Below are 25,013 nucleotides of genomic sequence, written 5' to 3' on the forward strand. Positions count from 1 at the left end.
TCGGAGCGGGCTTTTGTTCATGTGCAGGATCTTTATTTGATGCGGATATGATTCTGCTTTACCATCAATCTGTCGGTGAACCTTCGGAGGCTGCCTCTCGTATCAGGGTCTAATGTAAGCTTGGCTTTCGCGGCAATGGTTTCTGCCGCATCCTGAATCGACATGTTGTCTGTTTGGAGGTGATCCGCAAAGACTGGTGATGACAATCCTTCAATGCAGCGGTCGATTTGTTTGGCGGCCCATGAGTTTTGTCCTTCTGCTCTTGTGCGCAGCCGTTTTAACAAGGTTTCCTTTGAAGCCATTAGTGTAAAGTGGTGAACCGTCTGGCCGTCATGTCTAAGCCTGCCGATGATCTCATTAAAGTATTCAGGGTGTACAATCGTCATAGGCACAATGATGATGCCGCGGTATGTATCGGTCAGGGAGGCAAGCAAGCTGTAATTGAACGCCCGCCATAAGGGATAGCTTTGAAAATCGTCCTCCGCGATCTCCGGCGGTATCATGGAGCGCATCGCAAATCCCATTTTCTCAGGATCATACACGTAAGACGGTTTCAGCCTTCTATGCAGTTCGAAGGCTGTTTGTGTTTTTCCGGAACCGAACGCCCCGTTTATCCAAATGATCATCTCCATTTCCCCCTTCTCACTTATGATACAAAAAAAGACCCTTCGAACGAAGAGTCAGCAGGAAAAACAATAAAAGCAGTGAGTTTGAAAGATTTTAATGCTTTTTTGCGTCGACGTATTAAAATATCTGTAAAAATGTTGTACAATGAATGTCATTCAGGCAAAAGCGCCGCCAAAAGGACGGGCAAGCCGGTATCTATATAAATATTCGTAAAATAAGCATATAATGAATATAAAATTTCATTCCTTAGGAGGATTTCGCCGAAGATGAACGCTAAACGAGCCATCCCAGTAAGAGAAAGAAATATCGTCCTGATCGGATTCATGGGTGTAGGAAAAACGACAATCGGCCAATTGGTCGCTAAAAAATTATATAGAGATTTTATCGATATAGACCAAGAGATTGAAAAAGATTTCAATATGTCGATCCCTGAGATGTTTGAGAAAAAGGGTGAAGATTTTTTTCGGAAAACGGAGAAGGAATATATTTTAGACATTTGCCATCATAAACGATTCAAAATCGTATCTCTGGGGGGCGGGTCATTTAAACAAGAGGAAATCAGAACGTGCTGTCTGGAAAACTGTCTCGTGCTTCATCTAGACCTGTCATGGGAGAACTGGAAGCAGCGAGCGGACTTATTGATCGAGAACCGCCCTGTGCTGCACAACCGTTCAATGGATGACATGGAACAGCTGTTTAACGAAAGAAAAGCCATTTACGACAAACACAATTCAAAAGTCGCAACAGACAACCTTTCTCCTGAAGAGGTCGCCGATTATATTGCGGAGACATTGAAAATCGGCTGGGACCTTTATCAGCCAATGTAAAAGCCGTGCGGAGCGCACGGCTTTTTATCATTTTATACCTTGAATCAAAATCGCTTTTAAGCAAAAGGAGTCGGGCTGTCCGTTTTGATTCAATTTGATACAGAACGTGTCACGTGCTTCGTCTGATGCTTGATGTAAATGGCTGATCATCTGTTTTTCTCGATCGGCAGGGGTTCCGCCCCGTTTGATCCAGCTTTCGTATTGAATCGGCAAATTCCACTTTTGGACTTCTTGATAGCCCAGCTGATTAGCGGCGAACATCGACTGCCATTCTGATAATGAGCTTTCCCGCACGTGGGAAGGGTCTCGGAGCCGGTTCAAATGATTGACAAACTCATCAAGAATGGGATCTTCAGGCGCGTAGTGATCGACCAAGAGAAAACGTCCGTCCTTTTTCAGCACACGTGCAACTTCGCTGACAGCTTTGCGGAGATCTGAAAAATGATGGGCCGCGTACCGGCAGGTAATGAGATCAAATGAATCGTCGGCGAAGGGAAGCGACTCCGCCGTTCCTTGCCGGAAACGTACGTTTTTCGTTCCTTTTTCTTGCGCAAAGGAGGATGCAACCTCTACCATTTCTATCGTCGCATCAATACCGATGCACTCCTGTGCATATGGAGAAAATGCCAGCGCCGTATGGCCGGCACCCGCTCCGATATCCAGCACCCGATGCTCAGCCCGGCATTGCGCCGTTTTGATCATAATACCCAAATCTTCCCCCTCGGCAAATACCTTCTCATCCCGATACATCTCGGCGTTTTTCGAAAACGGCGTTTCATTTGTCATGTCAACCAGCTCCTTTTTTCTGTTTGATGATATGGATTATGTTAGCAATTTCTGTTATGATTCGTCCAAGATATAAAAATGATAAAAACGATAGGTTTAACCTATGGAGGCTGAAATGGATATTAAAGTGATGGAATACGCAGCGGAAATCGCCCGGCGCCAAAGCTTTACAAAGGCGGCGGAGCATCTTCATATCGCTCAGCCATCTCTCAGCCAGCAAATCAAAAAGCTTGAGGCTGAGCTTGGGCTTACCCTTTTCCACAGATCCCACGGCTCTGTTACCCTGACACCCCACGGCCGGCGTTTCATTGAAAAAGCCGAGGACATCATTCGTTCCAGAGATGATTTGCTCCGGGAGATGCAGGAGCGGTCGCAGGGGCTTGGGCATAAGCTTTCCATCGGGATTCCCGCTGTCACGGGGAGATATCTCTTTCCGCCTCTGCTGAAGCAGTTTTTGGCGCGCTATCCTCATGTAGAGGTTCAGCTTGTTGAAAAAGACCCTGCTTCATTAGAGGAAATGACGGCAAAGGGAGAGGTCGACCTTTCTGTTTTGTCCTTGCCGATCGAGGATGAACGGCTTGCCATTACACCCTTGCTCACGGAACCGATTGTTCTCGCGGTGCCTAAGGAAAAACAAAGGTGGATGCCTCCGGAAATGACCGCGCTGATTGAGAAAGCGTTGGAAGGAGAGGAGGGCCGCCAGCCGTCCGTGCCCCTTGAAATGGCGAGGCACGTGCCTTTTATTCTGTTAAAAGAAGGCTTCGGTTTTCGAAGGACAGTTCTCGATCTCTGTGCGGAAAGCGGCTTTAAGCCGAATACTGCCTTTAAGACGAGCCATATTGAAACCGCGCAATCTCTTGTGGCAAACGGCTTAGGTGTGACAATGGCGCCGAATATGGTCAGAAGGGATAAGGACCCGGGTGTAATTTATTTATCTATTCAATCAGCGCCATCCCGAACCCTTGTCTTTGTATTTTTAAAGAACCGATATGTCAGTCTGACAGCTCAGGCTTTTATGGAAATGAGCCGGGAAAATCTTAAACAAACGTTTGATGAAGGCTGTTTGGAAAACAAAAGTGAAAATATTTAGAAAACGTGGTAGTATAGAATACAAACTAAAACTAATAAAACAAAGGGGAATAATCGGAAATGCAACTATTCGATATGCCGCTCGACCAATTGCAAACGTATAAGCCTGAAAAAACAGCACCGAAAGATTTTTCTGAGTTTTGGAAATCGTCTTTGAATGAACTTGCAAAAGTCCAAGCGGCACCTGATTTACAGCCAGTTGATTATCCTGCTGATGGAGTCAAGGTGTACCGCCTTACGTATAAAAGCTTCGGAAACGCCCGCATTGCCGGATGGTACGCGGTGCCTGACAAGGAGGGACCGCATCCGGCGATCGTCAAATATCACGGCTACAACGCAAGCTATGACGGTGAGATTCATGAAATGGTGAATTGGGCGCTTCACGGATACGCGGCATTCGGCATGCTTGTCCGCGGGCAGCAGAGCAGCGAGGATACGAGTATTTCTCCGCATGGTCACGCTTTAGGCTGGATGACGAAAGGTATTCTTGATAAAGATACATACTATTACCGCGGCGTTTATTTGGACGCCGTCCGCGCGCTTGAAGTCATCGGCAGTTTTGACGAAGTCGACGAAACTAGAATAGGTGTGACAGGCGGAAGCCAAGGCGGCGGCTTAACAATTGCCGCAGCAGCTCTGTCAGACATTCCGAAAGCCGCGGCTGCCGATTATCCTTATTTAAGCAACTTTGAACGGGCCATTGATGTGGCGCTTGAACAGCCGTACCTTGAAATCAATTCCTTCTTCAGAAGAAATGGCAGCCCGGAAACAGAAGAGCAGGCGATGAAGACACTTTCATATTTCGATATTATGAATCTTGCTGACCGAGTAAAGGTGCCTGTCCTGATGTCGATCGGCCTGATTGACAAGGTCACCCCGCCGTCCACCGTGTTTGCCGCCTACAATCACTTGGAGACAGAGAAAGAGCTGAAGGTGTACCGCTACTTCGGGCATGAATATATCCCTGCCTTTCAAACGGAAAAACTTGCTTTCTTTAAGCAGCATCTGAAAGGCTGATAAATATGAAAAGCCGCCGCACATCATCAGGCGGTTTTTTTCTGCAAACTGCCGGAATGAAACCAGACTGGAGACGAATAGATATGAAACAAAGGATCATTGATGAATTAAAACGAATCGAGCTGTCATACGGAGTCAAAATCGTATATGCCGTTGAATCAGGAAGCCGCGCTTGGGGATTCCCGTCTCAGGACAGTGATTACGATGTCCGCTTTATTTATGTGCCGAAAAAGGAATGGTATTTTTCAATTGAGCAGGAGCGTGATGTCATTGAGGAACCGATTCACGATTTGCTGGATATCAGCGGCTGGGAGCTGAGAAAGACGCTGCGCCTCTTCAAAAAATCAAACCCGCCGCTCCTTGAATGGCTGTCCTCAGACATTGTGTATTACGAAGCATTTACAACCGCAGAGAAGCTAAGAAAGCTGCGGACGGAGGCGTTTAAGCCCGAAGCAAGCGTGTATCACTATATCAATATGGCGAGAAGGAACGTCAAGGATTACCTTCAAGGGCAAGAGGTGAAAATCAAAAAGTATTTCTACGTGCTTCGGCCAATCTTGGCTTGCAAATGGATTGAAAAGCACGGAACCATTCCGCCAATGGATTTTACTGTTTTGATGAATGAACTTGTTACTGATTCTGAGCTGAAGGCAGAAATGGAAACCTTGCTTGAACGGAAAAGAAGAGGCGAAGAGCTTGATCTTGAAGCGCGAATTCATGTTATTCATCAGTTTATTGAAACGGAAATCGAAAGAATCATGGAAGCAGCAAAAACGCTGAAAGCAGAACAAAAGGATATGACACCTGAACTGAATCGTTTGCTTTTGAATACGGTTGAAGAAGTATGGAAGGATGGAGGAAGCTGATGTTTTTTGTCGCTTCCTTTTCCCCTTTATTCGACACGATTCCCCGACTTTCTAACTATCTGATTGTGGTAAATCCACAAAAATAATCAGAATCTTTGTATTTTGAGAATATTGTGAACGTGGGTTTTGTCCATTTACAATTAACTCATACAAATACTTCTTAGATTGCGGGGTGTTGAGGTTGGAAGTGATCACAAGAGATTTTTTCTTATTTTTATCCAAAAGCGGCTTTCTCAATAAAATGGCAAAGAACTGGGGAAGCCGGGTAGCAGCGGGTAAAATTATCGGAGGGAATGATTTTAACAGTTCAATCCCGACGATTCGACAGCTTAACAGCCAAGGCTTGTCAGTTACTGTCGATCATTTAGGAGAGTTTGTAGACAGCGCAGAGGTCGCGCGGGAGCGTACGGAAGAGTGCATTCAAACCATTGCGACGATTGCGGATCAGCAGCTGAACTCACAAGTTTCTTTAAAAATGACGTCTTTAGGTCTCGATATAGATATGGATCTGGTGTATGAAAATATGACGAAAATCCTTCAGACGGCCGAGAAGCATAAAATCATGGTCACCATCGACATGGAAGATGAAGTCAGATGCCAGAAAACACTTGATGTTTTCAAGGATTTCAGAAGGAAATACGAGTATGTGAGCACAGTGCTGCAAGCCTATCTGTACCGAACGGAAAGTGATATTGACGATTTGGATTCTTTAAACCCGTTCCTTCGCCTTGTAAAAGGAGCTTATAAAGAATCACAAAAAGTAGCTTTCCCGGAGAAAAGCGATGTCGATGAAAATTATAAAAAAATCATCCGAAAGCAGCTCTTAAACGGTCACTATACAGCGATTGCCACACATGACGACAAAATGATCGACTATACAAAGCAGCTTGCCAAAGAAAATGGCATCGCCAATGACAAGTTTGAATTTCAGATGCTGTACGGCATGCGGTCGCAAACCCAGCTCAGCCTCGTAAAAGAAGGTTATAACATGAGAGTCTACCTGCCATACGGCGAAGATTGGTACGGCTACTTTATGAGACGCCTTGCAGAACGTCCGTCAAACATTGCATTTGCTCTCAAAGGAATGACAAAGAAGTAAAAAAGGAGAGATTATCATGACAACACCTTACAAACACGAGCCATTCACAAATTTCCAGGATCAAAACAATGTAGAAGAGTTTAAAAAAGCGCTTGCGACGGTAAGCGAATATTTAGGAAAAGACTATCCGCTTGTCATTAACGGCGAGAGAGTGGAAACAGAAGCGAAAATCGTTTCGATCAACCCGGCTGATAAAGAAGAAGTCGTCGGCAGAGTGTCAAAAGCTTCTCAAGAGCACGCTGAGCAAGCAATTGAAGCGGCTGCGAAAGCATTCGAGGATTGGAGATACACGTCTCCGGAAGAAAGAGCGGCTGTCCTTTTCCGCGCTGCTGCCAAAGTCCGCAGAAGAAAACATGAATTCTCCGCTTTGCTTGTAAAAGAGGCAGGGAAGCCATGGAACGAGGCAGATGCTGATACGGCTGAAGCGATCGACTTTATGGAATATTATGCACGCCAAATGATCGAACTGGCAAAAGGCAAACCTGTCAACAGCCGTGAAGGCGAGAAAAACCAATATGTATACACGCCGACTGGTGTAACAGTTGTTATTCCGCCTTGGAACTTCTTGTTTGCGATCATGGCTGGCACGACAGTGGCGCCGATCGTTACTGGAAATACAGTTGTTCTTAAACCTGCGAGCGCGACACCTGTCATTGCTGCGAAATTCGTTGAAGTGCTTGAAGAGTCTGGATTGCCGAAAGGTGTAGTCAACTTCGTTCCTGGCAGCGGGGCGGAAGTCGGTGACTACCTTGTTGACCATCCGAAAACTAGCCTTATCACATTTACGGGATCAAGAGAAGTTGGTACGAGAATTTTCGAACGCGCGTCGAAAGTCCAGCCGGGCCAGCAGCACTTAAAACGTGTTATTGCTGAAATGGGCGGAAAAGATACAGTTGTCGTTTGTGAAGATGCAGATGTTGAACTTGCTGCACAATCGATCTTCCAGTCAGCGTTCGGCTTTGCGGGACAAAAATGTTCTGCAGGTTCACGTGCAGTTGTCCATGAAAAAGTGTATGATCAAGTATTGAAGCGTGTCATTGAAATTACGGAATCTAAAGTGACAGCAAAACCTGACAGTGCGGATGTTTATATGGGGCCTGTCATTGACCAAGGTTCTTATGATAAAATTATGAGCTATATTGAGATCGGAAAACAGGAAGGACGTTTAGTAAGCGGCGGCACTGGTGACGATTCAAAAGGATACTTCATCAAACCGACGATCTTCGCTGACCTTGATCCGAAAGCAAGACTCATGCAGGAAGAAATTTTTGGGCCTGTCGTTGCATTTTCTAAAGTGTCAAACTTTGATGAAGCTTTAGAAGTGGCAAACAATACTGAGTACGGTTTGACAGGCGCTGTTATTACAAACGACCGCAAAAACATCGAGCGTGCGAAACAGGAATTCCATGTCGGAAACCTGTACTTCAACCGCAACTGTACAGGCGCTATCGTCGGCTACCATCCGTTCGGCGGCTTCAAAATGTCCGGAACGGATTCAAAAGCAGGCGGGCCGGATTACTTGGCACTGCACATGCAGGCTAAAACGATCAGTGAAATGTTCTAAAGCGGGACTAAATGGGCATCCTCCCTGCGGGGATGTCCATTTCATCCATATACCATAAAAAAGAGGAGGAAGTGCCATAGAAAACACACAGCTGATTATTTCGATTTGTATTTATATGGCGGGGATGCTGCTGATCGGCTACTTTGCTTACAAGCGTACGTCGAATCTGACGGATTACATGCTGGGAGGACGCTCTTTGGGACCGGCCGTAACCGCTCTCAGTGCCGGCGCTGCCGATATGAGCGGCTGGCTGCTGATGGGGCTCCCGGGCGCTATGTTTTCAACGGGTCTGAGCGGTGTGTGGATTGCGTTCGGACTTTGTCTTGGAGCATGGGCGAACTGGCTCTACGTCGCGCCGCGGCTGAGAACCTATACGGAACAAGCGGGGAATTCCATCACAATTCCCGGATTCCTAGAAAACCGCTTCGGAGATCAAACAAAGCTTCTTAGATTGTTTTCAGGGATTGTGATTTTAGTCTTCTTCACATTTTATGTTTCGTCTGGAATGGTATCCGGCGGTGTTTTATTCAACAGTATTTTGGGGATGGAATATCATACAGGCTTGTGGGTTGTGACTGGTGTTGTTGTGGCATATACTCTGTTTGGCGGCTTTTTGGCAGTCAGCTGGACAGATTTTGTTCAGGGGATCATTATGTTTGCCGCACTCATTCTTGTTCCGATCGTTACGTTTTTCCACACGGGAGGAACAAGTGAAGCAGTTACTGAAATCCGGTCTGTTGATCCAGATATGTTTAATATTTTCAAAGGAACAAGCGTCCTTGGCATTATTTCTTTGTTTGCATGGGGTTTGGGATACTTTGGACAGCCGCATATCATTGTGCGTTTTATGGCAATAACGTCTGTCAAAGAGATCAAAAAAGCGCGCAGAATCGGAATGGGCTGGATGATGTTGTCGGCAGTCGGCGCTGTGCTGACCGGTTTGGGCGGAATCGCTTATTACCATCAGAATGGCATGACACTGAAGGACCCAGAGACGATCTTTATTCAATTAGGGAATATTTTGTTCCATCCGATTATTACAGGTTTTCTGATATCAGCTATTTTGGCCGCGATTATGAGTACAATTTCTTCCCAGCTGCTTGTGACATCAAGCTCTTTGGTAGAAGATTTGTATAAGTCGATGTTCAGGCGCTCAGCCTCTGATAAAGAGCTGGTGTTTTTGGGCCGTTTGGCTGTGCTTGTGATTTCTGTCATCGCGTTATTCCTAGCTTGGGAGAAAAATAATACGATCCTTGGATTGGTTAGCTACGCGTGGGCTGGCTTCGGCGCATCATTCGGGCCGGTTGTACTGCTCAGTCTGTTTTGGAAACGAATGACTAAATGGGGGGCACTCGCCGGCATGATTGTGGGAGCAGCAACTGTAATCATTTGGGCGAATGCCGGTCTTTCGGATTTTCTGTATGAAATCATACCTGGTTTTGCTGCGAGCCTATTATCTGTCTTTATCGTCAGTATATTGACGCAGGCTCCGTCACAAGCTGTCGCAGACCAGTTTAAAGACTACCAAGATACAATGTCACAATAAAGATCGAAAGGAGGAGGAAGGGGCTGTCCCTTTTTCCTCTTTTCTCCTTTTAAACGGGCCGTTTTTTTCTTTTGGAAACAAACGTATTTTTTTTCTATACAAATAGACCCCGTATGGATATGATTAAAGTAAAAAAAAGTATAGGAGAAAAAGGTATGGAAGAGCTTTTAGAGAGAGTTTTTTCATTTTCAGATGTCGATAAGCTGATTGACTTCATCAGTTATGAACTGCAAAAACCAGTCATACTGGAAAGCGCAGATTTCTTTTTGTTAGCCTATAATTCTTACTATATTAACCATTTTGATTCTGCCAACCAGCAGACTATTTTTTCAAAAAAATGCCCGGTTCAGATTTTTGAGAGATTTCTGAAGGATGGAGTCATTGAAAAACTGAAAACAGAACCTGAGCCTTTTCGCGTCAATAAAATTGAAAGCATTGGGTTAAACCAGAGAGTGGTCGTGAGTGCGAAACACAAAGGGGATGTCATGGGCTACATCTGGGTTCAGGAGCTGGACCAAAATCTGACGGAAGAAGAACTCGACTTTTTGTATGAGACCTCTTTCCATGTCGGGAAAATCATTTATAAAACGAACAAGCTGAAACAGGAAAAGGAAGAAAAAGCAGAAGATCTTGTCAAACGGGCGATCTATCAGCAATTTACCTCTGAGAAGGAACTCAAACGGGAAGCCGAAAGGATTAACACCGTGCTGCCTTCCATGTTTTCAGTTGTCATCCTGCACGCCGCGAATGGGGATGGGGAAGCGGTTGAGGATTTAAAGGAAAATATCAGGTCGTACCTAAATTTACGGGATAAAGTCAGTCATGTCTTAACGATTGATTCAAATATTGTCATCGTCGTAGCGAGTTTTTCCCAAAAAAGCTCCGTCTCCTCGGCAGCTTCTGAATTTATTAACAAGCTGTTAACACATTTTCACTTTCAAAGAATTCCCACCCCTATTTATATCGGTATCGGAAACGAATATGATCACCTTTTAAAGCTTGGCAAGAGCTACACAGAAGCGCTTGAAGTGATCAAAGCCGCGGAAATCACCGGCAATCAGGAAAACATTCCATATGAATATGCAAAACTCGGCATTTACCGTTATTTAGAAAGCATTGAACAGAAAAATAAATTTTTAAAATACGAGAATAAGGATTTGGCTTTATTAAAAGCAAAAGACCAAGAAAGCAGCACCGAGCTGCTGAAAACGCTGGAAATCTATCTTCTCAACAACTGCAAAACAAAACCAGCAGCAGAACAGCTGTTTATTCACCAGAATACATTGAATTACCGCATCAAACAGATTACTGAAATGACGTCGATAAATTTAAGCGATTTTAGGACACGATGCCAGCTCTATCTCGATTTGATGCTGATGAAAAAGAAATAAAAAAGAAACCAGTCCGTGTACTGGTTTCGTCTTCACTTAAAATCCTCTGTAAACGTAAGGATCATCAGGCTTTTTAATGGTGTTCCAGTCGGTCACTTTCAGAACAGGAAGCGTTGATTTGAAAGGCTGATAATATTCTGAGGCCAGCGTGCCCTTAATATGAATCCATTCATCATCCTCGATGTTGATGTCCTTCGGAAACTCCACAAGCATCCCGTAAACGCCGGAATCAGCGATACAGTGAATGACGCCAAACCTCAACACGAACAGCTGGTTTTTGTTAATCGCATTTCCTTTATACGCAAATCCATGAAATTCAATCGTCCGTCCGAGAAATTCGCCAGGATAGTTATATATGGTTTCCATGCCTTTTAGGAAATCTTCATCGGTCAGCGAAATCTCTTTCTTGCTGGAATATTTCTTAAACAGTTGTTTCATCTGTTTATCATAGCTGTCTTGCGCGTAGTAAAGGCTGGCATCAGGCCGCAAATACTGTGTTTGCGAGTAATGGTCTCCGCTCTCCATCGCCTTAAACGAGAACCCTTTTGTTTTGACAATGGATGAGTCAAGCGTCGCAATCGGGAAGAAAATACCCGACACCAAAGGGAAAAGAAAAACAACATAAATCAAATAACGCTGATAAAATGGCTTGTTTTGTTCATGCTCGTGATCATGGCCGCATCCGCAATCATGATTATGCCCGCCTTTTTCAGGCGACTTGATAAATACATATGCTTGAACGGCTGTCAGTATGGCCAGCAGGAAGATCGCAATAAAGGAAAGATAGGCATATTTCATATTGATATATTTTGTAAGATTTCCTGAGGCATGCAGATGATAAAAGAAAAACGTAAATCCCATCAGCACCAATAGACGAAACATCCAATCACCCCTTTACCAGTAGTGATCCCGCTAAGACGAGCACGACAATGTACGTAATCAGCAGGAAAACAAATCGTTTTTTAAAGGCCGCAAGCATCATCAATAGATTCTTAATATCCACCATCGCACCAAAGACGAGAAAGGCGATTAACGATCCTAATGAAAATGTGCTGCTGAAGGAAGACGCGATGAACGCATCAACTTCTGAACAGAGCGACAAGACAAACGCCAGCCCCATCATCACAAGGGAAGAGGATACATCATTCTGCCCGATCGCAAGCAGAGTGGATGTTTTGACATACGTCTGCATAGCGGCTGCGATAAAGGCGCCGATAATTAAATATTTCCCCACGGAGAAAAATTCTTCAATGGCATGACGCAAGGTCCCTCCCAGCTTTTGCAGCAGGGTGTGGTGATGATGGTGGTGATGCCCGGGTTCATGAGGCTTTAAAAGCTGGTTATCTTTAAATTGATAGGATAAGATAATCCCAATGATCACCGATACCGCGAGCGCCAGTCCGCCCCGATAAAAGACAACGCTCCATCTGTTCCCGAACGCAATAAAAGTAGAAAATAAGACGATAGGATTGATGATCGGCGCGGTCAGCATGAAAGCAACGCCCGCATGCAGAGGAACCCCCTTTAGCAGAAGCCGCCTTGTAATCGGGATAATGCCGCACTCGCAGGCGGGAAATAATACGCCGGCTAGCGCACCAAATAAAACGGCGAGAAAGCGGTTCTTTGGCATGATCCTTGCAATCATTTCTTCAGAAACAAACATTTGAATGATTCCGGAAAGGATGACGCCGATCAGAATAAACGGAATGGCTTCTATTAAAATGCTGATAAAAATAGAATTCAGCTGAAGAAAAGATGATTGTGCTGTCACAATAAAACCTCCGCTCATGTTAAGCTGCCTTTTATCATATCAGAAAAAAGGCACTGCTTGTTTGACGGAGGAGGAGGAAAAATTGTTTCACTTTGTTTAGGATTCTAAAAATTCGAGTATGATTCTATCTGTTTCAGCAGCTTCTTTCCCGAGCCAGATCAGGTGCCCCCATGAGTGAAGCAAATGGAGAGCAGCGTCAGGAATGTGTTTTTTTGCATAATGTGCATGTGACTTGTTGATAAATCCATCATAAACACTCTGCATAATCAGTACGGGGCACGGGATGGCCTGCAGCTCCTTTGAAGAGATAGCGGCGGTTTGTGACAAGTCTAGCAGAAATCCGTCACCGGAGCGCTGCCGGCTGTTCATTTTCCGAAATGCTTCTATGTCTTTTTCATCCATCATGGACTTGATTCGCTGAAACGAAAGCGTGCTGAATTGCGGGCTCATGGCTTGAAACATCAAACGCGGGAAGGCGTTATTCAAATAAGAAATCAGCTTCCATATCCGCTTTTCCAACGGCGGGCGGAAGAGGATTCTCCCCATTTTATATTCAATGTCTTTTGGAGTGAGCCATTCTTTGGTGACCGCGGATTGCAGGGTCAGAGTGTTCACCCTTTCCGGATATTGTGAGGCAAAGCTTATGCCGCTCGGCCCTCCTGCTGAGATGGCTATGACATGGACACTGTCGATTTGTAAATGACTTAATAGTTTTACATAGAAACGACAGGCGTCAGCAAGACTTTTTCCAATCTCTTTTGACGTTCGTCCGTAACCGGGCCTTGAAGGCGTGATGATGGAATACCCATGCTCAATCAGCGCCGTGTACCCGAATTCCTCATAACAATTTGAATGCCCGCCATGCATGACAAGAATGGGAGCTCCCTTGCCTGTAACAGAATATTCTAGTGTATGTCCTTCGAAAGTGATCGTTTCAACTCGTCTTTTCATCTGTTTCTCCTATTTGTTTTTCTGCCTATTATAGGGTTTTCAACAATTTATCACAAGGAGCAGAAATGAATAAACACAGGCTCGTGAAATATGATATACTTTTTATTGATATTCATTCTCAATTAAAACGATTTTGATATAGATGTGAACGGGAGGCAGGACGGATGGCTGAGAATCAACAGGTGTATGACGTCACAATTATAGGCGGAGGGCCGATCGGGCTGTTTACGGCTTTTTACTGCGGGATGCGGGAGCTGAAAACGAAAGTAATCGAATTTTTGCCGCGGCTCGGAGGGAAGGTATCTTTATTCTTTCCTGAGAAAATCATTCGGGATATCGGCGGAATACCGGGGATTGCGGGAAAGCAGCTGATCGAGCAGCTGAAGGAGCAGGCGGCAACGTTTGATCCTGACATCGTGCTGAATCAGCGTGTGACCGGATTTGAACGCTTGGAAGACGGCACCATTGCGCTGACAAGCTCTGAAGGAGAAAAGCATTATACACGTACCGTGATTTTAGCTGTCGGCATGGGAACGCTTGAGGTCAATGAGTTTGACAGTGAGGATGCAACCCGGTACGCGGGCAAAAATCTTCATTATGGAGTGGAGAAGCTTGATGCGTTTAAAGGGAAGCGGGTCGTGATTTCAGGCGGCGGAGATACTGCGGTCGATTGGGCTAATGAGCTGGAACCGATTGCGGCTTCTGTGACTGTCGTTCACCGGCGTGAGGAATTCGGCGGAATGGAAAGCAGCGTGACGAAGATGAAGCAATCATCGGTGCAGGTGCTCACTCCTTATCGTCTGGAGCAGCTGAGCGGCGATGAGGAGCGTATCCAAAACGTGACGATTTGTCATACTGAGTCATCTGGCCAGATGGAAAACATAGAGGTTGACGAGCTGATCGTTAATCATGGCTTCAAAATTGATCTCGGACCGATGAAGGAGTGGGGGCTGGAGATTGAAGAAGGCAGGGTGAAAGCTGACAGACATATGCGGACGAATCTTCCGGGTGTGTTTGTGGCGGGTGACGCGGCTTTTTATGAAAGCAAGCTGAGATTGATTGCCGGCGGCTTTACGGAAGGCCCGACAGCGGTCAACAGCGCGAAGGCATATTTGGACCCTAAGGCCGAGAATATGGCGATGTATTCAACCCATCACAAAAAATTGGTGCATAAATAAAACAGCCCTTAAGAAAAGGGCTGCCGCAATTAGCTGTGAATGAGCTTTTTTTCCGCCTGTTGATTTTGAATTAAAGCAAATAATTCATCCTGCTCTTGGACCGCTGTGAATCCATAAGCATCGGCAGTTGAGTCATCGCCTATGCAGACGATAGGAGGTCGGTTAGCTGATGGCTCCGGCGAAATACCAATTTGTTCGCCTGCGCTGATCAATTGCTGAACGGACGGCTTGCTCGGGCAAATGACCATATGCAGCGGAGATTCACTGATGGTTCGCTGAATCATGTGGGTGAACCGGTCATCTATGACGTTTTCATGGGTGATATAAAACGTACAGGACTCATGCTTCTGCACGTTTTCCACTGAATGGCGGCTCCCGACAACAAGACGTTTTTCTGAATCAGGCTGAGTGGCGGAGACGAGAAAGCCCCGTTTTTCAAGCTCTGTCACTGCCTGTTCAGATGCCGCACTCAGTCGGGCTGTCAGCTGGCGTACGTCGATTTTCTTGGATGCCAGCGCTTGGAAAAATTCACAAACCGCACGGCGCGATGTGAAAACAATGTCTTCAAAGGTGCCGATCTTTCGAAGAATCTCTTCATTGACAGGCATGTTTTCGGTCCGCCATTTCGGCCACTCGATGACATCGGCACCGGAAGCACGCAGCTTGTCTGCAAGCTGGTCTTCATCATTGCCATGAGTGACGACCATCATGTGCTGGCCGATGAGCGGTTTGCTCTCAAACCAGCTGTGTGTTTGAAAATTGACGATATCCCCGATGACGATAATCGCAGGGTTTGTGATCTGGTGTTCCTGTATTTTCTGCTGAATGTTCACAAGCGAGCCTTTCACACTCCGCTGGCGGCCCCACGTTCCCCATTGGACCACAATGACAGGAATGGAAGGAGATTTTCCGTACGCAATGAGCTGCTGGCAAATATAAGACAAATTCTTAACGCCCATGTAAAAGACAAGGGTTTGAACGCTTCTGGCAAGCCCTTCCCAATCGAGATTCGGCGTTCCTTTTAATGATTTATCATGTGCTGTAATCATGGCAAAAGATGATGCGAAATCCCGATGCGTGACGGGGATGCCCGCATATAACGGCGCTGCAATTCCGGAGGTGATACCCGGCACCATTTCATAGCGGATGCCGTGCTCATAGAGAGCTTCTGCTTCCTCGCCGACTCTGCCGAATACGCTCGGATCTCCGCCTTTCAAACGGACGACGGTTAATCCTTTTGATGCTTTTTCAACCAGCAGGGCATTAATTTCTCTTTGTTTCATAAAATGGCGGTCTGGCAGTTTTCCGCAATAAATAAATTGGCAGGCTGGTGATGCGAATTCGAGCAGCTTCGGGTTGGCGAGCCGGTCATATAAAATAACATCTGCTTTCTCCAGCGCCTGTTTCCCTTTGATGGTGAGCAGCCCCGGATCGCCGGGGCCTGCTCCCACGAAATATACGATTCCGTTCTTCATGTCATGTCATCCTTCCGTCACTGTAAAAATGAAGGATCACTTGAAAAGTGATCCGGTCTTTTGATCAATATACGAGATAAACATGTTCTCCTTCGATCAGCGTTTCGTATGTTTTGACGCATCCGTGATCCGGTGCTTGGACGGTTCCATCTTCTAAGGAGATTTTCCAGTCGTGCATCGGGCAAAAAACATATTCGCCGCTGACGATACCTTCCGCTAGAACGCCGCCCTTGTGCGGACAGCGGTTTTCGATGGCACGGACGCTTCCGTTTGAAAGCTTAAAAACCGCGAGTTCCTTATCTTCAATATACACTGTTTTGCCTAATTGTTCAGGCAATTCTTCAATTTTTCCGATCCATACTTTTGTTGCGCCTTTGTTTACCATGTTCATTCCTCCTTCATGTTTGTTTTTTGTCATTATGATGTGGTCACGACGTTTTCAAATAATTCTTTAGAGGTTTGTTTATTTTCCAAAAAGCCCTTCCACGGATCCTTGTGGACAGAGAGTGTTTCATTCATTCGGTCGTTCAGCTCCTGCCGTTTTTCCGGATCGTTTAACACGGATTGGACATGGGATAAACCGACGCGCTCAAGCCATGCGGATGTACGCTCCAGATAGTTTGCGGTTTCGCGGTAGTATTGCAGATAAGCGCCTGCGTATTCTAAGACTTCTTCATTTGTTTTCACCTTCATCAGCAAATCGCCGGCACGTAAATGAGTTCCGCCGTTTCCGCCGACATAAAGCTCCCAGCCTCCATCAATGCCGACAACGCCAAGGTCCTTAATGCCGGATTCCGCACAGTTTCGCGGGCAGGCAGACACGGCCATTTTCACTTTATGAGGCGTGTTCAGCCCTTCGAATTTTTTCTCAAGCGCAATGCCCAGTGCCATGGAGTCTTGCGTGCCGAAGCGGCAGAATTGCTCGCCTACGCACGTTTTTACTGTGCGGAGCGTTTTCCCGTACGCGTAGCCTGACGGCATATCGAGATCTTTCCATACCCTCGGAAGGTCTTCTTTTTTCACGCCGATGAGATCAATTCGCTGGCCGCCGGTCATTTTAACGAGCGGGATCTCATATTTGTCGACGACATCGGCAATCTTGCGCAAATCTGTGGAGTTGGTCACGCCGCCGTACATCCGGGGCACGACTGAATATGTTCCGTCTTTTTGAATATTGGCGTGCATTCGTTCGTTAACAAAGCGGGAAGTCCGGTCATCTTCGTATTTGGTTGGATTGATCATGCCTAAGTAGTAGTTCAAAGCCGGCCGGCATTTGGAACAGCCTTCTGGCGTTTTCCAGCCGAGTACGTTCATGATTTCTCTTGTATGTGACAGCCCTTTGGCTTTGATTTCTTCTACGATTTCATCTCTCGACAATGTCGTGCAGCCGCAAATCGCTTCTTTTTGCGCTGACGCATCAAAGTCTGATCCGAGTGTATGCTGGAGGATTTCTTCTACGAGTGGTTTACAGCCTCCGCATGAACGGGATGCACCGGTGCATGCTTTGATCTCGTCCGTTGACGAGCAGCCTTTTTCCTGTATGGCTTGAATAATCGCACCTTTTGACACGCCGTTACAGCCGCAGATGATTTCATCGTCGCTCATCGCCGCGGTAATGCTTGTGCCTGCTTCTTGGTTGAGAGGCTGTAAGATTGATATTTTAGAGGTTTCAGTGATGTCGGCTTCTTTTTGAATCATAGAAAACAGGCGATTGCCTTCGCTGCTGTCGCCGAATAAAACAGCACCGACAATTTGATTGCCCCTCAGGACGATTTTTTTATAGATGCCGTCCTGCTCATCGAAGACTTTAACTGCTTTTTTCTCCTCTGATTCATCAAAGTCACCGGCAGAGAAGACCTCGACGCCTGATACCTTTAACTGAGTGGAGAGAACGGAGCCTTCATACGGTTTTGTTTCGATGCCGCACATATGCTTCGCCAGCACTTTTGCCTGTTCATAGAGCGGCGCCACGAGCCCGTATGCGATCCCCCGATGCTCAGCGCATTCGCCGACCGCATAAATGTGCGGGATTTCAGTTTCCATATAATCGTTGACGATGATTCCGCGGTTCACCGGAATGCCGCTTTCGGCTCCGAGCGCTGTATTCGGGCGGATGCCTACGGCCATGACGACTAAATCTGCTTCAATGCTTGTGCCGTCTGTGAAGCGGAGGCCTTCAACACGGCCATCACCGATAATCTCTTCGGTTTGTTTTTCAAGCAAGAATGTCATTCCTTGTTTTTCTAGCTCGTTTTGCAGCAGGCGTCCCGCCGCTGCATCAAGCTGTCGTTCCATCAAAAATGGCGCGAGGTGGATGACGGATACCTCCATGCCGAGATTCAGCAGTCCGCGGGCGGCTTCTAAACCGAGCAGGCCTCCTCCGATGACGGCTGCTTTTTTATATTGTTTTGACGCGGCGAGCATCGTGTCTGTATCTTTTATGTCCCGGAAAGCGGTGACGCCTTTTTTGTCTGCGCCCGGAATCGGAAGGATAAAAGGGACAGAGCCTGTCGCCAGAATCAATTCGTCATAAGGCTGGATTCTGTCTGCATCTGTGATGACCGTTTTGTTTTCCGGGTCCACCTTGATGACTGTTTCATTTGTATACAATTGAATATTGTTTTCTTCGTACCAGTCCCAATCATTTAACGTAATATCTTTAATGTCGGTATCGCCTTGAAGCACTTTTGACAAAAGGATTCGGTTGTAATTGGGATGCGGTTCGGCACCGAAAATTGTGATCTGAAACTCGTCTTTTGCAACACTCAGTATCTCTTCAATGGCTCTTACCCCGGCCATTCCGTTTCCAACAAGAACTAGTTGTTTTTTTCCCATCAGATGATCCGCTCCTTATCAATGTTTTTTCCAGCGTAGCACAGCAAAAAGGAATATTTAAGATACATGTTATAAAATGTAACAAAATATACGAAAAGTTCTAAAAATTTTATGAAAAATTTAAAAAGGTCTGATTCGGACGGCGCATACTTTGAAACCGGGCATTTTACAGGCTGGATCTAAGGCTTCGCCGATTAAATCATTCACATTTTGAGCATCTGCCCAATGAATGGGAACAAAAACGGTGTCTTTTCTGATTTGTTCCGATAATTTGCTGCGGACGGTGATGCTTCCCCGCGGGGATTCTATTTTTACGAGCACACGGTCTTCAATATGGAAGGACGCCGCTGTTTGCGGATGAATTTCCATAAACGATTCAAAATGTCTCGCGGCAAGGGCGGCGCTTTTTCTCGTTTGAACGCCTGTTAAGTAGTGAGACATGACTCGGCCTGTCGTTAAATAAAGCGGATAATCGGCAGTCGGCTTCTCTTTTGGAACGGCCGGGTCGTTTGGAATCACACTTAGTGCCGCTTTTTGATCCGGATGGGCGAATGAGTCCGCAAACAAGCGCCCGGTTCCGGGGTGATCAGCTTCGGGACACGGCCAATGAATGCCGCCTTCACGTTTGAGTCTGTCGTATGTGATGCCCGAATAATCGGCAATCCCGCCTCGGCTCGCTTCTCTCAATTCATTAAAAATATCCTTAGCTGACGTGTAAGAAAAGTAGCGGCCTTTCCCGAGAGCGGATGCGATGTCACAAATAATCTGCCAATCATGCTTTGTTTCACCGGGACATGGCCGGGTTGCTTCTCTTAATGTCACGCGGCCTTCGACATTTGTCATGGTGCCCTCATCTTCTAAATAAGAGGAGGCGGGCAAAATCACATCTGCGTATGCCGCAGTCTCAGACATAAACAAATCGATCGCAACAAAGAATGTCAGTTTTCTCAGAGCTTTTTTTACGAAATTTGCATTTGGGCTGGAGACAGCAGGGTTGGAGCACATAAGGAACAGTCCTTTGATGTCGCCGTCATTGATTTTTTCTATCATTTCATAGGCCGAGACACCTTTTCGAGGGAGTTTATCCTGATGAATTCCCCACACTTTCGCAATATGCGCGCGGTGTTGTTCATTTTCGATAGAACGGTAGCCCGGAAGCTGATCGGCTTTTTGTCCATGCTCTCTTGCGCCTTGTCCGTTGCCTTGTCCGGTGATCGCCCCGTAGCCCGAATAAGGTTTGCCGATTTTTCCTGTGATCAGCACCATGTTTAAAAAGCCCTTTACAGCCGCTGTTCCATCGGTTTGCTGTTCAATCCCGCGCGCCGTAAACAGCATGCCGGACGTTTCCTTGGCAAACTTTACAGCGGCTTTTCGCATGTGCGCCAGCGGGACACTTGTCTGATCAGTGATATCATTCAGGCTCAACGTGTTAGTATGCTTCCTCAGCTCCTCGAAACCGTTTGTTCGTGATCGAATGAAATCAGTGTTTACGAGCTGTTCGTCGATGATGATTTTGACGAGACCGTTGGCAAGGGCAGCGTCTGTGCCGGGCTTGATTTTCAGATGAAGATCGGCGATTTTTGTTGTCGGTGTTTCGCGCGGATCAATAGCAATGATGTAAGCGCCGTTTTCCTTCGCTTTTTCAAAGTACGGCATCATCGTAGGCTGGCATTCCGCGATATTGGTGCCGGCCAAAATGATCACACGGGTGTGGGGGATGTCTGATAAGGGATTCGTTAAACCTCTGTCCGCACCGAATGTTTGATTGGCTGCGGTTGAAGCGGCGGACATACATAGCCTCCCATTGTAGTCGATATATTTTGTCTGTAAGCCAACCCGTGCGAACTTCCCTAACAAATACGCCTCTTCATTCGTAATTGAGGCGCTTCCGTATACAGCCAGGGCGTCATGGCCGTGTTCTGCTTGAATCATCGTCACTTGGTCTTTGATGTGATTCAGTGCTTCTTCCCAGGAAACAGGCAGAAATTCGCCGTTTTTCTTCAGCAGCGGCCGGGTGATGCGGGAGGAGTTCAAGGCATGCTGGTGGGCGTTCATGCCCTTCAGGCATAACCGGCCCTGTGTCGTAGGGTTATCAATCCCGATCGCTGTGTACTTTTTCCGCGTGACGATGGTTTGTTCCACGAGCTGCATTTTGCACTGCATACTGCAAAACGGGCATTGGGTGTCATACGTTTTTTCTGATTGGATGTCTTGCTGTTTATCACGGAAATATCTAAGCAGTCGTTCAGTCAAAATGCCTCATCCTTTCTTATGTGCGCCAGCCTGTATGGGCGGGTTTTGAATCAGTGACAGGTCAGTTTGGAGGTTTTCCAGAAGCTGTGTCCCAAGGTCCTCTTCAAATAGCACTTCTCTGATATGAACGATCCCGAGACGGTCCATCCACTGATGAACGGCTTCTAAGTAATGAGCCGTTTCACGGTAATACTGAACCAGTCCTTTGATCATGCCGGCAGTGCTGTCTGCGCTGTCTGTCACACAAAACAGAGCTCCGGAACGGGCATGAGTTCCCCGGACGCCGCCGATGTAAATGTCCCAGCCAGCTTGCGTTCGAATCGCGCCGACATCTTGTATGGCGGCATCGGTGCAGTCTGTTTCACATGATAAGCTGATAGACATGGAAGCGGGCATGGAAAGCATCTCAAGATGTCTTTCAATCTGGGCTGCCAGCTGCTGAATCGACCGGTTTTGCCCGCATGTACATGCTTTGACACTTTGCAGCGCGCGACGGTGTTCATGGGTGCAAACGGGCATTTTTAGGTCTTCTTTGATGTTCGGGAGATCCGCAGGCTTGATCCCGGAAAGCTTCAGTCTTTGGCTGTGAGTGATGGATACGTCAGGGATGCTGTATGCTTCGATGATGTCGGCGATGTTTCTTAGCTGCTCCGCGTTTGTCATCCCGCCGTACATTTGCGGTATGAGGATGCATGTGTCTTCTGAGGATGATTCCGGCTGAACAAAACCGGCATGCAGCTTTTCCAGATAGTATTGAATCGCCGGGACACATTTGCGGCATCCGTTTTTCGTTTTCCAGCCAAGCTGGCTCATCGCTTCTGCAGGATCAGTGAATGGTCTGCGCTGAAGCTCAGCAATGATGTCGTCTTCCGTCAAATCGGTGCATGCGCAAAATGCAGGTGAACCGGCGGGCTCTGTATATTCGCCGCTGGCCATGTACCTCAAAAAGTCTTCAACAAGCGGCTTGCATCCTCCGCAGGAGCCGGATGCTTTGGTGCAGTGTTTGACATCCTCAACAGTTGTTAAGCCTTTCGTGTGCACCGCTTCTTCAATCGCGCCTTTCGTCACTGAGCTGCATTGGCAAATCGTTTCACTGGAGGGCATGGATTCAAATAATCTGCCGGTTTTCTCCGGTTCGATGATCTGCTTTTTGACAATGGAGATATCTCGTTGTTTGAGCAGGCTGTCGAGAAGCCGCTGCTTGTCACGTGTGTCTCCGAACAAAATAACGCCGGCCGGTTTGTCATCCTCAAAGAGTGCTTTTTTATAGATGCCTGCTTGTTCATCGTAGATGTTAATACTCGTCGTGCGTTCATCTTCGTGAACTTTTCCGGCTGACCACACATCAATTCCGGCTATTTTTAAAGCGGCAGATGGTGATGAGCCTTGATATCCTTCGCACGGAACGCCGCAAATATGTTTGGCGAGAACGTTTCCCTGTTCATAAAGGGGTGCCGCCAAGCCGTACACCGTTCCGTTATGCTCGGCGCATTCCCCGATTGCAAACACATTCGGTTCGCTCGTCTGCATGCAGTCATTCACGATGATCCCGCGGTTCACTTTGATTCCGGCGGATACAGCTAATTCAATATTCGGCCTCACGCCAGCCGCCATCACAATCAAGTCTGCTTTCAGTGAAGAGCCGTCTTTAAAACGGACGCCGTCTGCCCGCGCGGCACCAGAAATAGATACGGTTTCTTTCTCCAAAAGAAAGGTTAAGCCTTTCCGTTCCAGCTCCGTCTGCAGCAGCCGCGACGCGGTGTGATCGAGCTGTTTTTGCATGATGGCGGAGGAGTGGTGAATGACGCTGACATCCATGCCGAGATGCTTTAACCCGACTGCAGCTTCCAGCCCTAATAAGCCGGCTCCGATCACCGCTGCTTTTTGATGGTGTTCGGCCATGCTCATCAACGCTTGGCAGTCTTCTATTGTCCGAAATCCATAGACGCCTTCTTTGTCCGCCCCGGGAATGGGGAGAATATGGGGGAAGGAGCCTGTTGCCAGAATGAGTTTGTCATAAGAAAGGGTTCGTTTGCGATCCGTGATGACCCGCTGCTGATCTGTATCAATTTGAACAACCGTTTCGCCCGCGTAAAGGGTAATCCCGTGCTTGGCGTACCAATCCTTGCTGTTCAGTGTAATGTCATCGAGTGACGCCTCCCCCTGCAAAACAGAGGATAAGAGAATCCGATTGTAGTTGGGATGCGGTTCGCTTCCGAAAATGACAATCTCAAACATTTGGCGATTCAGCTTTAAGACTTCTTCAATACAGCGGATGCCGGCCATTCCGTTTCCTGCCAACACCAGTCTTTGTTTCTTCATGTACCAGACCTCCTTTATTGCAGCGTGTAAGTTTTCTCTTATTAAAAATTATGTCAAAATGCTTTGTTAACGCATTAAACGTGTCACAAAAGCTTACACATGTCTTTTCTAGAAAAAAATGCTCATATATCCTTAATTCAGAAAATTTAAAATAATCGAGGGTCAAGAAAGGGGAATCTTATGAAGCTGTCGGAACTGAAAACTAGCGGTCATCCACTCACTTTACTCTGTTCCTTTTTATACTTTGATGTGAGTTTTATGATATGGGTTATGCTTGGGGCACTGGGGGTTTATATTTCTCAGGATTTTGGCCTGTCTCCTTTTGAGAAAGGGCTTGTGGTGGCCGTGCCGATTTTAGCAGGATCTGTGTTTCGTATCCTTCTCGGTATTTTAACGGATAGAATCGGACCGAAAAAAACGGCAGTGGTCGGGATGCTGGTGACAATGATTCCGCTGCTGTGGGGGACATTTGGCGGCCGTTCGCTGCCTGAGCTGTATGCCATCGGGATTCTGCTTGGCGTGGCGGGGGCAAGCTTTGCCGTTGCGCTGCCTATGGCAAGCCGGTGGTATCCGCCTCATTTGCAGGGGCTTGCGATGGGGATCGCTGGCGCGGGGAACAGCGGCACTTTGTTTGCAACCCTGTTTGGCCCGCGTCTTGCGGAGCAGTTCGGCTGGCACATTGTCATGGGAATTGCGCTTATTCCTTTGCTGATCGTCTTTATTCTTTTTGTATCCATTGCAAAGGATTCTCCTGCACAGCCGGCGCCGCAGCCGCTCAAAAACTACCTGCATGTGTTCGGGCAGAAGGAAACATGGTTTTTCTGCCTGCTGTACAGCGTCACATTCGGGGGATTTGTCGGACTATCAAGCTTTTTATCTATTTTCTTCGTCGATCAATACCAGCTGTCAAAAATTCACGCGGGCGATTTTGTTACATTATGTGTGGCGGCGGGGAGTTTTTTCCGGCCTGTCGGGGGCTGGATTTCAGATCGTGTCGGCGGCACAAAAGTGCTTTCTGTCTTGTTTGTCGTCGTGGCCCTGTGCATGGCCGGGGTCAGCAGCCTGCCGTCTCTTTCGATGGTCATCGTTCTTTTGTTTGTCGGCATGATGGGGCTCGGAATGGGCAACGGGGCAGTATTCCAGCTCGTGCCGCAGCGCTTCCGCAAAGAAATCGGCATGGTGACGGGAATCGTCGGCGCGGCCGGCGGCATAGGAGGTTTTTTCCTGCCGAACATCTTAGGGTCGCTAAAACAGATGACAGGCTCATATGCTATCGGATTTATTACATTTTCCTGTATCGCACTGCTGGCGTTTGCGCTCGTGCTTGCCGCAGGCTATTACTGGAGAAAAAGCTGGAGCGCGGAAAGCAGCCCGGCGGATGTTTAGATTTTCACGGATACGCATTTGTGCGTGTCT

20 protein-coding genes are annotated in these 25,013 nt (G+C 46.9%); 10 read left to right on the forward strand and 10 right to left on the reverse strand.

Annotated elements, in window-relative coordinates:
* Window positions 1-32 precede the first annotated feature (32 nt).
* Window positions 33-626, reverse strand: coding sequence for a tunicamycin resistance ATP-binding TmrB (gene tmrB, locus ABZM97_RS01850; protein ID WP_367387149.1), 594 nt, complete (start codon window positions 624-626; stop codon window positions 33-35).
* A gap of 267 nt (window positions 627-893) precedes the next feature.
* Between tmrB and ABZM97_RS01855 the strand changes: the two genes are divergently transcribed.
* Complete coding sequence (locus tag ABZM97_RS01855; protein ID WP_087993140.1) at window positions 894-1,454, forward strand: shikimate kinase; 561 nt, start codon at window positions 894-896, stop codon at window positions 1,452-1,454.
* Window positions 1,455-1,481: 27 nt separating this feature from the next.
* Here the strand turns inward: ABZM97_RS01855 and ABZM97_RS01860 are convergent, their stop codons facing one another.
* On the reverse strand, window positions 1,482-2,240 hold the full coding sequence (locus ABZM97_RS01860; protein WP_367387150.1) for a class I SAM-dependent methyltransferase: 759 nt from the start codon (window positions 2,238-2,240) through the stop codon (window positions 1,482-1,484).
* A gap of 115 nt (window positions 2,241-2,355) precedes the next feature.
* Between ABZM97_RS01860 and ABZM97_RS01865 the strand changes: the two genes are divergently transcribed.
* The 7 genes from ABZM97_RS01865 (at window position 2,356) to putR (ending at window position 10,812) form a co-directional block, all read left to right on the forward strand.
* Entirely contained in the window at window positions 2,356-3,330 is a 975-nt protein-coding gene (locus ABZM97_RS01865; RefSeq protein ID WP_087993142.1) for a LysR family transcriptional regulator, read from the forward strand.
* 59 nt (window positions 3,331-3,389) lie between these two features.
* Complete coding sequence (cah, locus tag ABZM97_RS01870; protein ID WP_087993143.1) at window positions 3,390-4,346, forward strand: cephalosporin C deacetylase; 957 nt, start codon at window positions 3,390-3,392, stop codon at window positions 4,344-4,346.
* An 83-nt stretch (window positions 4,347-4,429) separates the two neighbouring features.
* The gene (locus tag ABZM97_RS01875) at window positions 4,430-5,212 is read left to right on the forward strand and encodes a nucleotidyltransferase domain-containing protein (protein ID WP_087993184.1); all 783 of its coding nucleotides are present in this window, start codon (window positions 4,430-4,432) and stop codon (window positions 5,210-5,212) included.
* Window positions 5,213-5,399: 187 nt separating this feature from the next.
* The gene (gene putB / locus ABZM97_RS01880) at window positions 5,400-6,311 is read left to right on the forward strand and encodes a proline dehydrogenase PutB (RefSeq protein ID WP_087993185.1); all 912 of its coding nucleotides are present in this window, start codon (window positions 5,400-5,402) and stop codon (window positions 6,309-6,311) included.
* A gap of 16 nt (window positions 6,312-6,327) precedes the next feature.
* Window positions 6,328-7,875 carry an L-glutamate gamma-semialdehyde dehydrogenase gene (gene pruA, locus ABZM97_RS01885; protein ID WP_148962934.1) on the forward strand — a complete coding sequence of 516 codons (1,548 nt, stop codon included), beginning with the start codon at window positions 6,328-6,330 and terminating at the stop codon, window positions 7,873-7,875.
* A gap of 124 nt (window positions 7,876-7,999) precedes the next feature.
* Complete coding sequence (gene putP / locus ABZM97_RS01890; RefSeq protein ID WP_242519923.1) at window positions 8,000-9,421, forward strand: sodium/proline symporter PutP; 1,422 nt, start codon at window positions 8,000-8,002, stop codon at window positions 9,419-9,421.
* A gap of 155 nt (window positions 9,422-9,576) precedes the next feature.
* The gene (gene putR / locus ABZM97_RS01895) at window positions 9,577-10,812 is read left to right on the forward strand and encodes a proline utilization transcriptional regulator PutR (RefSeq protein ID WP_087993146.1); all 1,236 of its coding nucleotides are present in this window, start codon (window positions 9,577-9,579) and stop codon (window positions 10,810-10,812) included.
* Between the two features lie 36 nt (window positions 10,813-10,848).
* Here the strand turns inward: putR and ABZM97_RS01900 are convergent, their stop codons facing one another.
* The 3 genes from ABZM97_RS01900 to ABZM97_RS01910 form a co-directional block, all read right to left on the reverse strand.
* Window positions 10,849-11,694, reverse strand: coding sequence for a TIGR03943 family protein (locus ABZM97_RS01900; RefSeq protein ID WP_333516813.1), 846 nt, complete (start codon window positions 11,692-11,694; stop codon window positions 10,849-10,851).
* 4 nt (window positions 11,695-11,698) lie between these two features.
* On the reverse strand, window positions 11,699-12,583 hold the full coding sequence (locus tag ABZM97_RS01905) for a permease (protein ID WP_333561256.1): 885 nt from the start codon (window positions 12,581-12,583) through the stop codon (window positions 11,699-11,701).
* 96 nt (window positions 12,584-12,679) lie between these two features.
* Window positions 12,680-13,534, reverse strand: coding sequence for an alpha/beta fold hydrolase (locus ABZM97_RS01910; protein WP_087993148.1), 855 nt, complete (start codon window positions 13,532-13,534; stop codon window positions 12,680-12,682).
* A 164-nt stretch (window positions 13,535-13,698) separates the two neighbouring features.
* Here ABZM97_RS01910 and ABZM97_RS01915 point away from each other — a divergent pair, with 164 nt between their 5' ends.
* Entirely contained in the window at window positions 13,699-14,712 is a 1,014-nt protein-coding gene (locus tag ABZM97_RS01915; protein WP_087993149.1) for an NAD(P)/FAD-dependent oxidoreductase, read from the forward strand.
* Between the two features lie 29 nt (window positions 14,713-14,741).
* Here the strand turns inward: ABZM97_RS01915 and cobA are convergent, their stop codons facing one another.
* The 5 genes from cobA to nirB form a co-directional block, all read right to left on the reverse strand.
* Window positions 14,742-16,187, reverse strand: coding sequence for a uroporphyrinogen-III C-methyltransferase (cobA, locus tag ABZM97_RS01920; protein WP_367387151.1), 1,446 nt, complete (start codon window positions 16,185-16,187; stop codon window positions 14,742-14,744).
* A 64-nt stretch (window positions 16,188-16,251) separates the two neighbouring features.
* A complete protein-coding gene (gene nirD, locus ABZM97_RS01925) occupies window positions 16,252-16,572 on the reverse strand; it encodes a nitrite reductase small subunit NirD (protein ID WP_087993151.1) in 321 nt (106 codons plus the stop codon).
* A 32-nt stretch (window positions 16,573-16,604) separates the two neighbouring features.
* Window positions 16,605-19,022, reverse strand: a complete 2,418-nt coding sequence (gene nasD / locus ABZM97_RS01930) for an NADPH-nitrite reductase (RefSeq protein ID WP_087993152.1) — start codon at window positions 19,020-19,022, stop codon at window positions 16,605-16,607.
* A gap of 120 nt (window positions 19,023-19,142) precedes the next feature.
* Window positions 19,143-21,275 carry a molybdopterin oxidoreductase family protein gene (locus ABZM97_RS01935; protein WP_367387152.1) on the reverse strand — a complete coding sequence of 711 codons (2,133 nt, stop codon included), beginning with the start codon at window positions 21,273-21,275 and terminating at the stop codon, window positions 19,143-19,145.
* A gap of 6 nt (window positions 21,276-21,281) precedes the next feature.
* Complete coding sequence (nirB, locus tag ABZM97_RS01940; protein ID WP_367387153.1) at window positions 21,282-23,597, reverse strand: nitrite reductase large subunit NirB; 2,316 nt, start codon at window positions 23,595-23,597, stop codon at window positions 21,282-21,284.
* Between the two features lie 180 nt (window positions 23,598-23,777).
* Between nirB and ABZM97_RS01945 the strand changes: the two genes are divergently transcribed.
* Window positions 23,778-24,983 carry an MFS transporter gene (locus ABZM97_RS01945; RefSeq protein WP_253268809.1) on the forward strand — a complete coding sequence of 402 codons (1,206 nt, stop codon included), beginning with the start codon at window positions 23,778-23,780 and terminating at the stop codon, window positions 24,981-24,983.
* The last annotated feature ends 30 nt before the right edge of the window (window positions 24,984-25,013 follow it).

Source organism: Bacillus vallismortis, from assembly GCF_040784915.1.
GTDB lineage: Bacteria > Bacillota > Bacilli > Bacillales > Bacillaceae > Bacillus > Bacillus subtilis_G.

Coding starts and splice junctions, on each gene's coding strand:
- tmrB (WP_367387149.1), bottom strand. CDS start 626: ATGATCATTTGGATAAACGGGGCGTTCGGTTCCGGAAAAACACAAACA.
- ABZM97_RS01855 (WP_087993140.1), top strand. CDS start 894: ATGAACGCTAAACGAGCCATCCCAGTAAGAGAAAGAAATATCGTCCTG.
- ABZM97_RS01860 (WP_367387150.1), bottom strand. CDS start 2,240: ATGACAAATGAAACGCCGTTTTCGAAAAACGCCGAGATGTATCGGGAT.
- ABZM97_RS01865 (WP_087993142.1), top strand. CDS start 2,356: ATGGATATTAAAGTGATGGAATACGCAGCGGAAATCGCCCGGCGCCAA.
- cah (WP_087993143.1), top strand. CDS start 3,390: ATGCAACTATTCGATATGCCGCTCGACCAATTGCAAACGTATAAGCCT.
- ABZM97_RS01875 (WP_087993184.1), top strand. CDS start 4,430: ATGAAACAAAGGATCATTGATGAATTAAAACGAATCGAGCTGTCATAC.
- pruA (WP_148962934.1), top strand. CDS start 6,328: ATGACAACACCTTACAAACACGAGCCATTCACAAATTTCCAGGATCAA.
- putP (WP_242519923.1), top strand. CDS start 8,000: ATGCTGCTGATCGGCTACTTTGCTTACAAGCGTACGTCGAATCTGACG.
- putR (WP_087993146.1), top strand. CDS start 9,577: ATGGAAGAGCTTTTAGAGAGAGTTTTTTCATTTTCAGATGTCGATAAG.
- ABZM97_RS01900 (WP_333516813.1), bottom strand. CDS start 11,694: ATGTTTCGTCTATTGGTGCTGATGGGATTTACGTTTTTCTTTTATCAT.
- ABZM97_RS01910 (WP_087993148.1), bottom strand. CDS start 13,534: ATGAAAAGACGAGTTGAAACGATCACTTTCGAAGGACATACACTAGAA.
- ABZM97_RS01915 (WP_087993149.1), top strand. CDS start 13,699: ATGGCTGAGAATCAACAGGTGTATGACGTCACAATTATAGGCGGAGGG.
- cobA (WP_367387151.1), bottom strand. CDS start 16,187: ATGAAGAACGGAATCGTATATTTCGTGGGAGCAGGCCCCGGCGATCCG.
- nirD (WP_087993151.1), bottom strand. CDS start 16,572: ATGGTAAACAAAGGCGCAACAAAAGTATGGATCGGAAAAATTGAAGAA.
- nasD (WP_087993152.1), bottom strand. CDS start 19,022: ATGGGAAAAAAACAACTAGTTCTTGTTGGAAACGGAATGGCCGGGGTA.
- nirB (WP_367387153.1), bottom strand. CDS start 23,597: ATGAAGAAACAAAGACTGGTGTTGGCAGGAAACGGAATGGCCGGCATC.
- ABZM97_RS01945 (WP_253268809.1), top strand. CDS start 23,778: ATGAAGCTGTCGGAACTGAAAACTAGCGGTCATCCACTCACTTTACTC.